At 75.8% G+C, this 11,211-nt stretch carries 7 protein-coding genes and 1 riboswitch; of the genes, 4 read left to right on the top strand and 3 right to left on the bottom strand.

Annotation, left to right across the window (positions count from 1 at the left end; all coding sequences use genetic code 11):
• Positions 1–177: 177 nt before the first annotated feature.
• Entirely contained in the window at positions 178–948 is a 771-nt protein-coding gene (locus QK440_RS01615) for a glycosyltransferase (RefSeq protein WP_282791099.1), read from the top strand.
• 97 nt (positions 949–1,045) lie between these two features.
• Here QK440_RS01615 and QK440_RS01610 read toward each other — a convergent pair whose 3' ends face one another.
• The 3 genes from QK440_RS01610 to cobN form a co-directional block, all read right to left on the bottom strand.
• Entirely contained in the window at positions 1,046–1,969 is a 924-nt protein-coding gene (locus tag QK440_RS01610) for an FkbM family methyltransferase (RefSeq protein ID WP_282791098.1), read from the bottom strand.
• Positions 1,970–2,041: 72 nt separating this feature from the next.
• On the bottom strand, positions 2,042–3,280 hold the full coding sequence (locus QK440_RS01605; protein ID WP_282791097.1) for an amidohydrolase family protein: 1,239 nt from the start codon (positions 3,278–3,280) through the stop codon (positions 2,042–2,044).
• A 115-nt stretch (positions 3,281–3,395) separates the two neighbouring features.
• Positions 3,396–7,031 carry a cobaltochelatase subunit CobN gene (cobN, locus tag QK440_RS01600; RefSeq protein WP_282791096.1) on the bottom strand — a complete coding sequence of 1,212 codons (3,636 nt, stop codon included), beginning with the start codon at positions 7,029–7,031 and terminating at the stop codon, positions 3,396–3,398.
• An 88-nt stretch (positions 7,032–7,119) separates the two neighbouring features.
• A riboswitch (cobalamin riboswitch) is annotated at positions 7,120–7,198 on the bottom strand.
• Positions 7,199–7,567: 369 nt separating this feature from the next.
• On the opposite strand from cobN, the gene cobG reads away from it, so the two are divergent.
• The 3 genes from cobG to QK440_RS01585 are packed head-to-tail and all read left to right on the top strand — an operon-like array spanning position 7,568 to position 11,210.
• Complete coding sequence (cobG, locus tag QK440_RS01595) at positions 7,568–8,968, top strand: precorrin-3B synthase (protein WP_282791095.1); 1,401 nt, start codon at positions 7,568–7,570, stop codon at positions 8,966–8,968.
• Positions 8,965–9,627: a precorrin-8X methylmutase gene (locus QK440_RS01590; RefSeq protein ID WP_282791094.1), complete on the top strand. Its 663-nt coding sequence runs from the start codon at positions 8,965–8,967 to the stop codon at positions 9,625–9,627. The genes cobG and QK440_RS01590 overlap by 4 nt, the downstream gene beginning before the upstream one ends.
• Positions 9,624–11,210 carry a precorrin-2 C(20)-methyltransferase gene (locus QK440_RS01585; RefSeq protein WP_282791093.1) on the top strand — a complete coding sequence of 529 codons (1,587 nt, stop codon included), beginning with the start codon at positions 9,624–9,626 and terminating at the stop codon, positions 11,208–11,210. The genes QK440_RS01590 and QK440_RS01585 overlap by 4 nt, the downstream gene beginning before the upstream one ends.
• Position 11,211 lies beyond the last annotated feature (1 nt).

Below are 11,211 nucleotides of genomic sequence, written 5' to 3'. Positions count from 1 at the left end.
GGGCAATATCGCGGCCCCCTCGGCGAACCCGTCGGCGACCCCATCGGTGACCCTCTCGACGAACCCCCTGGCGAACCCCTCGGCGAACCCGCCCGGATTACCGCCGGGGAAACCGGTCCGAAACTCCGGGAAGCGGCCCGACTTTCCTCCGAGGCAAAAACGGAACGGGGAAACGCGGTGAGCGCCGCGCGCCGGCGCGTCGTCGTGGTCACGGCCGTGCACGCGCCCTCCGCCCGCTATCTGCCGGACGCCTATGCGTCCCTGTGCCGGCAGGAGTTACCGCGGGGCTGGCAGTGGCACTGGGTGGTCCAGGAGGACGGGCAGGGCGACGAGGTCCGCCGCCACGTGCCCCGGGACAGCCGGGTGACCTTCCTCCAGGGCCGGGCGGGCGGCCCCGGCGTGGCCCGCACCATGGCCCTCGCCCACGCCGACGGCGCGTACGTGAAGGTCCTGGACGCCGACGACCAGCTCACGCCGGGCGCGCTCGCCCGCGACCTGGCGGCGCTGGAGGGCGACCCGACTCTCGGCTGGGCGACGTCGCGGGTGCTCGACCTGCTGCCCGACGGGTCGACGGCCGGCTTCCCCGGCGACCCCTGCCACGGCCCGGTCGAGCGCGAGACCCTGCTGCGCTGCTGGAAGGCGAACGGCTACCGCGCCCCGGTGCACCCGGCGACGCTGTGCGTGCGCCGCGAGCTGCTCGTGGCCGTCGGCGGCTGGATGGCGCTGCCCGCCTCGGAGGACACCGGCCTGCTCCTGGCCCTCAACATGGTGGCGCGCGGCTGGTTCTCCGCCGAGGCCGGGCTGCTCTACCGCAAGTGGGAGGGCCAGGTCACCGGCCAGGCCGCGCACACCGACACCGCGGAGCGCACCGCGCGCATGGCCGTGGTGGAGTCCCGGGCCCGGGCCCTGGCGGACCTGCGGTGGCACTACCCGGGCCACCTCGGCTGATCGGGGCCACCTCGGCTGATCCGGATCGCCCCGGCTGACCCCGGTCACCTCGGCTGACCCCGGCCGGGCCCCGGAGCACCGCCCGGGTGCGGCCGCGTCACCCCAGCGTCTCTGCGTCCACCCGCGAGAAGACCAGGTCGCTCTCGCCGCGCACGGGTTCGCGCCAGCGGACCGGCACGCACCGCGCGTGGCGGACGGCCGCCGGGTAGCTGCCGGGCGCGTAGTCGTTGGCCAGGCGGTACGTGTGGAAGCCGTGCGCGCGCATCGTCGCCAGGAGCTCGTCGACGCTGTCGCCGAGCCGCGCCATCCGGTCCGGGGTGACCTCCACGGCGATCTCCACGTCCGGCCGCAGCCGGCCGAGGGCGGGGGCGAGGCCGCGGACGACGCCGCCCTCGGCGCCCTCGACGTCCACCTTGATCACCCGGGCACGGGCCAGTTCGCCGGGCTCCAGGAGGTCGGGCAGCGGGACGGCGCGCGTCTCGAAGCGGGACTCCACCGGCCCGTCCCACGGGACGACGCTGTTCGCGCCGCGGTTGCACGCGCTGGCCAGGACGAAGGTGAGCGTCTCGGGGCGGTCGGAGACGGCGGCGTTGACCGCGCGGAGGTTGGCGCAGCCGTTGAGCTCCCGGTGGCGAAGCACCTGCCGGTGGAGGTCGGGCGAGGCCTCGACGGCGACCACCCGGCCCGCCGGGCCGACCAGGCGCGAGGCGAGCACGCTGAGGTAGCCGATGTTCGCGCCGACGTCCACGAAGACGTCGCCGGGGCGCAGCCGGTCGCGGAGCCAGCGCGTCAGGTGCGGCTCCCAGACGCCGAAGAGGTAGATGTAGCGCTGGATGAGGTCCTGGGTGTCGACGGCGAACCGGGCGCCGAAGACCGTCTCGACGACCCTGCGGCGCGGGTGGTCCCGCAGCCAGGGGTTGAGGAACCGGGTGGCGAGCACGGCCTTGCCGAGGGTGCCGGGGGCGTCGCGCACGTACCGCCGGCCCAGCGTGGCCAGGGCCCCTGTCACCGCGCCGCCCATCCGCTCCCCGCCCCCTCCGCCTCGCGTGCGCGGACCGCGGCGCCGGGGCCCGGCGGGAACCGGGGGCCCGGGTCAGGCGGTGGCCGCGGCCGTCCGGTCCCGGTCGAACGGCAGGTCCAGCATACGAATCGCGTTGCCGCGGAGCAGCTTGTACGCCACCTCGTCCGGCAGCCCGGCCACGTGCTCGGCGGCCACCTGCTTGGTGTGCGGCCAGGTCGAGTCGACGTGCGGGTAGTCGGTCTCGAAGGTGGCGTTGTCCACGCCGACGGTGTCGATGGCCTCGATGCCGTGCTTGTCGCGGAAGAAGCAGCAGAAGACCTGCCGGTAGTAGTACGTCGACGGCGGCTCGGGGATCAGGTCCCGCACCCCGCCCCAGGCGCGGTGCTCCTCCCACACGTCGTCGGCGCGCTCAAGGGCGTACGGAATCCAGCCCATCTGCCCCTCGCTGTACGCCAGTTTCAGCCGCGGGAAGCGCACCAGGACCCCGGAGAACAGGAAGTCCGTCATCGACGCCATGGCGTTGTTGAAGGAGAGCGTGGCCTGCACGGCCGGCGGGGCGTCGGGCGAGGCGGCGGGCATCTGGGAGCTGCTGCCGATGTGCATGTTCACGACGGTGCCCGTCTCCTCGCACGCGGCGAAGAACGGGTCCCAGTACCCGCAGTGGATGGACGGCAGCCCCAGGTACGTCGGGATCTCGGAGAACGTCACCGCCCGCACGCCGCGCGCGGCGTTGCGCCGGATCTCCGCGACGGCCAGCTCCACGTCCCACAGCGGGACGAGGCACAGCGGGATCAGCCGCCCGCCGCTGTCCCCGCACCACTCCTCGACCATCCAGTCGTTGTACGCCCGCACGCAGGCAAGGGCGACCTCCTTGTCCTCGGCCTCGGCGAACGTCTGCCCGCAGAAGCGCGGGAACGTCGGGAAGCACAGCGAGGCCTCGACGTGGTTGAGGTCCATGTCCGCCAGGCGCGCCTTCGGGTCCCAGCAGCCGGGCCGCATCTGCTCGCGGGTGATGCCGTCGAGGGTCATCTCGTCGCGCGAGAACCCCACGGCCGCGATGATCCGCTTGTACGGGAAGACCTCCCCCTCGTACCGCCACCAGTCGGTGACCTGGCCCTCGGGGTCGGTGGTGAAGCGGTACTTCCCGCCGACGTAGCGGAGTTCGCCGATGCCCGCGGTGAAGGGCTGGGGGCCCTTCTCGCGGTACTTCCTCGGCAGCCAGGTCGCGAAGAGGTGCGCCGGTTCGATCACGTGGTCGTCGACGCTGATGACCCTGGGGATGTCGCTGGTGCCGGACTCCGTGCCGCTCATGCCGCACCTCCTGCCGCCCGCCGGGTGCCCGGGGCCGCGCCCCGCCCGTATCTGACGAACCGTCAGATGGAGCGTAGGGCGCGGCCGTCAGGACGGCAAGCGGTGCGGGGGCGGGTCAGGACTCGTCGGCCTCCAGGTCGCCCTCGGTCTCCAGGTAGACCTCGCGCAGGGCCTCGAGGACGGCCGGGTCGGGCTTCTCCCACATGCCCCGGGACTCCGCCTCGAGCAGGCGCTCGGCGATGCCGTGCAGGGCCCAGGGGTTGGCCTCCTGGAGGAACTCCCGGTTGGCCGGGTCCAGGACGTAGGCCTCCGTGAGCTTGTCGTACATCCAGTCGGCGACGACCCCGGTGGTGGCGTCGTAGCCGAAGAGGTAGTCGACGGTGGCGGCCAGCTCGAAGGCGCCCTTGTAGCCGTGGCGGCGCATCGCCTCGATCCACTTGGGGTTCACCACGCGGGCGCGGAAGACGCGGCTGGTCTCCTCGACGAGGGTGCGGGTGCGGACCGTCTCCGGGCGGGTGGAGTCGCCGATGTACGCCTCGGGGGCCTTGCCGCCGCGCAGCGCCTTCACCGTGGCGACCATGCCGCCGTGGTACTGGAAGTAGTCGTCGGAGTCGGCGATGTCGTGCTCGCGGGTGTCGGTGTTCTTGGCCGCGACCGCGATGCGCTTGTACGCCGTCTCCATCTCGGTACGGGCCGAGCGGCCCTCCAGGCCGCGGCCGTAGGCGTAGCCGCCCCAGACCGTGTAGACCTCGGCGAGGTCCGCGTCCGTGCGCCAGTCCTTGGAGTCGATGAGCTGGAGCAGGCCCGCGCCGTACGTGCCGGGGCGGGAGCCGAAGATGCGGGTGGTGGCGCGGCGCTCGTCGCCGTGCTCGGCGAGGTCGGCCTGGACGTGGGCCCGGACGTGGTTGGCCTCGGCGGGCTCCTCCAGCGAGGCCGCGAGGCGCACCGCGTCGTCCAGGAGGCCGATCGTGTGCGGGAACGCGTCGCGGAAGAAGCCGGAGATGCGCAGCGTCACGTCGATGCGCGGCCGGCCCAGCTCCTCGTACGGGATCGGCTCCAGGCCCGTGACACGGCGGGAGGCGTCGTCCCAGACCGGGCGGACGCCGAGCAGCGCCAGGGCCTCGGCCACGTCGTCGCCCGCGGTGCGCATCGCGCTGGTGCCCCACAGGGACAGGCCGACCGAGGCGGGCCACTCCCCGTTGTCCCGGCGGTAGCGCTCCAGGAGGGAGTCGGCGAGGGCCTGGCCCGTCTCCCAGGCGAGGCGGGACGGCACGGCCTTGGGGTCGACGGAGTAGAAGTTGCGGCCCGTCGGCAGGACGTTGACCAGGCCGCGCAGCGGGGAGCCGGAGGGGCCCGCCGGGACGAAGCCGCCGTTCAGGGCGTGCACGGCGTGGTCGAGCTCGGCCGTGGTCGCCGCCAGGCGCCGCACCACCTCGCGGGCGGCGAACTCCAGGACCGCCGCGACCTGCTCGCGCCGGTCCCCGGCGACCGACGCCACCGCCGCCGGTACGGCCGCCAGGTCCCAGTCCGCGTCCTCCATGGCCGTCACCAGCGCGCGGGCCTGCTCCTCGGCGGCGTCGGCCGTGGTGCGCGTGGCCGCCGACTCGTCCAGGCCGAGGGCCTCGCGCAGGCCGGGCAGGGCGGTGGTGCCGCCCCAGATCTGGCGGGCGCGCAGGATGGCGAGGACGAGGTTGACGCGGTCCGCGCCGCCCGGCGGGGTGCCGAGGACGTGCAGGCCGTCGCGGATCTGGGCGTCCTTGACCTCGCACAGCCAGCCGTCGACGTGCAGCAGGAAGTCGTCGAAGCCGTCGTCGTCGGGCCGGTCCTCCAGGCCGAGGTCGTGGTCGAGCCGCGCGGCCTGGATGAGGGTCCAGATCTGCGCGCGGATCGCCGGGAGCTTCGCCGGGTCCATCGAGCTGATCTGCGCGTACTCGTCCAGGAGCTGCTCCAGGCGCGCGATGTCGCCGTAGGAGTCGGCGCGCGCCATGGGCGGTACGAGGTGGTCGACGAGCGTGGCGTGCACGCGGCGCTTGGCCTGGGTGCCCTCGCCCGGGTCGTTGACCAGGAACGGGTAGACGAGCGGGACGTCGCCGAGGGCGGCGTCGGGCGCGCAGGCGGCGGACAGGCCCGCGTTCTTGCCGGGCAGCCACTCCAGGTTGCCGTGCTTGCCCAGGTGGACCATCGCGTCGGCGCCGAAGCCGCCGTCGGCGGCCGGGGCCGCGATCCAGCGGTAGGCCGCCAGGTAGTGGTGCGAGGGCGGCAGGTCCGGGTCGTGGTAGATCGCGATGGGGTTCTCGCCGAAGCCGCGCGGCGGCTGGATGAGGATCAGCAGGTTCCCGTACCGCAGGGCGGCGAGGACGATGTCGCCCTCCGGGTTGGCGCTGCGGTCGACGAACATCTCGCCGGGCGGCGGGCCCCAGTGCTCCTCGACGGCCGTGCGCAGCTCCTCGGGCAGCGTGGCGTACCAGCGCTTGTAGTCGGCGGCCGGGATGCGCACCGGGTTCTTCGCGAGCTGCTCCTCGGTGAGCCAGTCCTGGTCGTGGCCGCCCGCGTCGATGAGCGCGCGGATCAGCTCGTCGCCGTCCCCGGAGACGAGCCCGGGGATCTCGGCGTCCCCGAAGTCGTAGCCCTCCTCCCGCAGGCGGCGGAGCAGCGCCACCGCGCTCGCGGGGGTGTCCAGGCCGACGGCGTTGCCGATGCGGGAGTGCTTGGTCGGGTACGCGGAGAGGACCAGGGCGAGGCGCTTGTCGGCGGCCGGGATGTGCTTGAGGCGCGCGTGGCGTACGGCGATCCCGGCGACGCGGGCCGCGCGCTCGGGGTCGGCGACGTACGCGGGCAGGCCGTCCGCGTCGATCTCCTTGAAGGAGAACGGCACGGTGATCAGGCGGCCGTCGAACTCCGGCACGGCGATCTGGCTGGCCGCGTCCAGCGGCGAGACGCCCTCGTCGTTGTCCTCCCAGTCGGCGCGCGAGCCGGTCAGGCACAGCGCCTGGAGGATCGGCACGTCCAGGGCGGCGAGCGCCCCCGCGTCCCAGGACTCGTCGTCGCCACCTGCCGAAGCCTCTGCGGGCTTGGTGCCGCCCGCCGCGAGGACCGTGGTGACGATGGCGTCGGCGGCGCGCAGCTCCTCGATCAGCTCGGGCTCGGGGGCGCGCAGCGAGGCCACGTACAGCGGCAGCGGCCGTCCGCCCGCCGCCTCGACGGCGTCGCACAGGGCGTGCACGAAGGCGGTGTTGCCGCTCATGTGGTGGGCGCGGTAGTAGAGCACGGCGACGACCGGGCCCTCGCCCGCCGGGGCGGTGCGCTCCAGCGGGCCCCAGGTCGGCGCGGGCGCGGGCGCCTCGAAGCCGTGGCCGGTGAGCAGGACGGTGTCGGAGAGGAAGCGGGCGAGCTGCTCCAGGTTGGCGGGGCCGCCGTGCGCGAGGTAGGCGTGCGCCTCGGCGGCGATGCCGACGGGGACCGTGGAGGCCGCCATGAGCTGGGCGTCCGGGGCCTGTTCACCGGTGAGGACGACGACCGGCCGGCCGTCGGCGAGCAGCAGGTCCAGGCCCTCCTGCCAGGCGCGGATGCCGCCCAGGAGGCGGACGACGACCAGGTCGACGCCGTCGAGGAGGCCGGGCAGGTCGTCCAGCGGCAGCCGGGAGGGGTTCGCGAAGCGGTAGGCCACCGGGCCTTCGGCGGCCCGGGCGCTGAGCAGATCGGTGTCGGACGTCGACAGGAGCAGGATGCGGGGCCCGGATGAATGCTGCATGCGGCATCGGCCTTCCTCGGGGTGTCCGCGCCCCGGGTGGTGTGTGGGGTCTCCCCCGCCCGGCCGGAGCCGGGCGTTGCGGGGAAGGGAGTTCCTGGCTCACCCGGACCCTTGCGGGGCCGGGCTCACAGTGGCGGGACCGCGCCGGATTCGCACCGGGCTTCCTCCCCTGTCGCCGTCCTGGCGATGGCGGATCGGGTGATCCACCGTTGAGCATATTAGGGGCCGGGCCGAGGAGGGCAGGGCGTGCGCCCGCCCCCGGCGCACTCCGGCCCCCCGCCGCGCTCCGGACCCCCGCCGCGCCCCGGCCCCCCGCCGCGCCCCGGACCCCCCGCGCGCTCGGACCCCCGCCGCGCTCCGGACCCCCGGTGCACTCCGGCCCCCCGCCGCGCTCCGGACCCCGGCCCGCTCGGTACGTCTCGCGCCGCCGCGCCGGTCCCACACCGCCGCGCCGTACGGGCCCCGCGCCCCGGCGGCGTACGGACCGCGCCACGGCCCGGCGTACCGACGATGTGATGGTCGGTATGCTCGCCGCCATGTCCACGGCTCCCCTCCGCACGTCCCCGCAGGCCACAGCGGCCCCACGGGACCGCGGCGACGCCTGCCCGGGCAGCCTGCGGCTGCACGCGGCCGACGACGGGGCGCTGGCCCGCGTCCGGGTCCCCGGCGGCGTGCTGAGCGCCGGGCAGGCCGAGGCGCTGGCCGGGGCGGCCCACCGCCTGGGCGACGGCGACCTGCACCTGACCTCGCGCGGCAACGTGCAGCTCCGCGGCCTCGGGGACGGTTGTGGCGCGGATCTCGCCGCGCTGCTCGGCGCCGCCGGGCTGCTGCCCTCCGCCGCGCACGAGCGGGTGCGCAACGTCGTCGCGTCGCCGCTGTCCGGCCTCGACGGCCGCGGCCTATACGACGTGCGGCCCTGGCTCACCGCGCTCGACGCGGCGCTGTGCGCGAGCGCGGCGGCGCGGGAGCTGTCGGGCCGGTTCCTGTTCGCGCTCGACGACGGGCGCGGCGACGTGGCGGCGCTCGACGCCGACGTCACGGTACGGGCCGCCGCGGACGGCCGCGCCGTACTGAGCCTGGACGGCGCTGGCCCGGCCCTCCGGGTGCCCGCGGCCGACGCGCCCCGGGCCGCGCTCCTGGCCGCCGAGGCGTTCGCGCACTGCGTGCGGGCGAGCGGGGCGGGGGCCTGGCGGGTGGCCGAACTCGCTTCTGGCCCCGGGGAGTTGCTGCGCGAGGTGCGGCGACGGCTGGCGGCCGAGGGCATCGCGTACGAGGAGTGCGACCGGGGCGGGGCGGCCGAGGAAACCGTGGCCGAGGCCACTCCCGCCGCCGGAGCCGGGGGCACCCCCGAAGCCGAAGCCGCAGCCGCCGCGAGCCTCTCCCGCACCCCCCGGCCCCCGGGCCCGGGCCCGCCCCTCGGAATCGTCGGCTCCGCCCTGTCCGTGCACGCCCCCCTCGGGCGCCTCACCCTCCCCCAGTGGCGCGAGCTGATCCGCACCGCCGCCGCCCTCGGCCCCGGTGAGCTGCGGCTGACGCCGTGGCGCGGGGTCGTCGTGCCCGTCCCGGGGGCGGAGCAGGACCGCGCGGCCGAGGCGCTCGCCCGCCTCGCCGCCACCGGCCTCGTCACCGGCCCCGCCTCGCCCTGGCCGCGCGTCGGCGCCTGCGCCGGCCGCCCCGGCTGCGCCAAGTCCCGCGCCGACGTACGGGCCGACGCGGCCCGCACCCTCGCCGCCGCGAGCGGCGCCGGCCTGCCGCTGTACTGGTCCGGGTGCGAGCGGCGCTGCGGACACCCCCGGGGCGACCGCGTCGACCTGGTCGCCGCGCCCGGCGGCGGCTACCACCTGACCGCCGTCCGCCAGGGCCGGGCGAGCGACCCCGTCCCCCTGGCCGACCCCACCCGCCTCGCCACCGCCCTGGCGGCGATTGGCCCCGTATGACGACCGAGAGCAGCGAGAACAAGACCGTGACCACCTACGAGTACGAGAAGGACGGCGCGGCCATCTACCGCCGGTCCTTCGCCACGATCCGCGCGGAGGCCGACCTCGTGGCGCTGCCCGCCGACGTCAGCCAGGTCGCGGTCCGGATGATCCACGCCTGCGGGATGGTCGACCTCGTACGGGACCTCGGTTACACGCCCGCCGTGGTGGGCCGTGCCCGCGAGGCCCTGCGCGCCGGGGCGCCGATCTTCTGCGACGTCCAGATGGTGGCCAGCGGGGTGACCCGCAAGCGGCTGCCCGCCGCCAACGACGTGCTGTGCACCCTCTCCGACCCGGCCGTCCCCGAGCTCGCGGCGAAGCTCGGCACCACGCGCACGGCCGCCGCGCTCGAACTGTGGCGGGACCGCCTGGAGGGCTCGGTGGTCGCCGTCGGCAACGCGCCGACCGCCCTGTTCCGGCTCCTGGAGATGATCGACGAGGGGGCTCCCCGGCCCGCCGCCGTCATCGGCGTCCCGGTCGGCTTCGTCGGCGCCGTCGAGTCCAAGGACGCGCTCGCCGCGCACCCCTCCGGCCTCGACCACCTGGTCGTGCGCGGCCGCCGCGGGGGCAGTGCCCTCGCCGCCGCCGCGCTCAACGCGATCGCGAGTGAGGAAGAGTGAGCGGCACGGTGAACAACGGGCCGAGCGGCAAGCTGTACGGCGTCGGGCTCGGCCCCGGCGACCCGTCGCTGATGACCGTCCGCGCCGTCGAGGTCATCGCCGGGGCGGACGTGGTGGCGTACCACAGCGCCCGGCACGGCCGGTCCATCGCGCGCTCGATCGCGTCGGAGCACCTGCGGCCCGACCACATCGAGGAGCCGCTGGTCTACCCGGTCACCACGGAGACCACCGACCACCCCGGCGGCTACCAGGGCGCCATGGACGACTTCTACGCCGAGGCCGCCGCCCGGCTCGCCGCGCACCTCGACGCGGGGCGCACCGTCGCGGTGCTCGCGGAGGGCGACCCGCTCTTCTACGGCTCGTACATGCACATGCACAAGCGGCTCGCCGACCGCTACGACACCGAGGTGATCCCCGGTGTCACGTCGGTGTCCGCCGCGGCCGCCCGCCTCGGCACGCCGCTCGCGGAGGGCGAGGAGGTGCTGACGATCCTGCCGGGCACCCTGCCCGAGGAGGAGCTGACGGCCCGGCTCGCCGCGACCGACGCCGCGGTGGTGATGAAGCTGGGCCGCACCTTCCCCAAGGTGCGGCGCGCCTTCGACCGCGCGGAGCGCCTGGACGAGGCCCGGTACGTCGAGCGCGCCACCATGGCCGGGGAGCGCCTGGGCGAACTGGCGGAGGTGGCCGAGGACTCGGTGCCGTACTTCTCGGTGGCGGTGCTGCCGAGCCGGGTGGCCGCGCTGCCGGTGCCGGACCGGGAGCCCGCGACCGCGGAAGAGGACCAGGACGAGGGCGGGGCCCCGGCGCGCGGCGAGGTCGTCGTGGTCGGGACCGGGCCCGCCGGGCCGCTGTGGCTGACGCCGGAGACGCGGGGCGCGCTGGCCGCCGCAGACGACCTGGTCGGCTACACCACGTACCTGGACCGGGTGCCGGTCCGCCCCGGCCAGCGCCGGCACGGCTCGGACAACCGGGTCGAGGCCGAGCGCGCCGAGTTCGCGCTCCAGCTCGCCCGGCGGGGGCGGCGCGTCGCGGTCGTCTCGGGCGGCGACCCGGGCGTCTTCGCGATGGCCACGGCCGTCCTGGAGGCCGCGTCGGAGGACGCGTACGCGGACGTGCCCGTGCGGGTGCTGCCGGGCGTGACCGCCGCCAACGCGGCCGCCGCCCGCGCGGGCGCCCCGCTCGGCCACGACTACGCGACGATCTCCCTGTCCGACCGGCTCAAGCCGTGGGAGGTCATCGCCGAGCGGCTGCGCGCGGCGGCCGCCGCCGACCTGGTGCTCGCCCTGTACAACCCCGGCTCGCACAGCCGCACCTGGCAGGTCGGCAAGGCCCGCGAGCTGCTCCTGGAGCACCGGGCGCCGGACACCCCCGTCGTGGTCGCGCGGGACGTGGGCGGCTCCGGCGAGCGCGTGCGGACCGTGCGCCTCGCGGACCTCGACCCGGCCGAGGTCGACATGCGCACGATCCTGCTGGTCGGCTCGTCGCAGACGCGGGCCGTACGGCGCGGGGGCGGCGCGGACGGCGCGGCCTCCGGGACCGGCGAAACGATTGTCTGGACGCCGCGCCGCTACCCGGAGGCGTAGC

The organism is Streptomyces sp. CC224B, from assembly GCF_030010595.1.
Taxonomy (GTDB): Bacteria; Actinomycetota; Actinomycetes; order Streptomycetales; family Streptomycetaceae; genus Streptomyces; species Streptomyces longispororuber.
The sequence above is the reverse complement of the archived record's forward strand: the minus strand, read 5'-3'. Positions and strand labels throughout refer to the sequence as shown.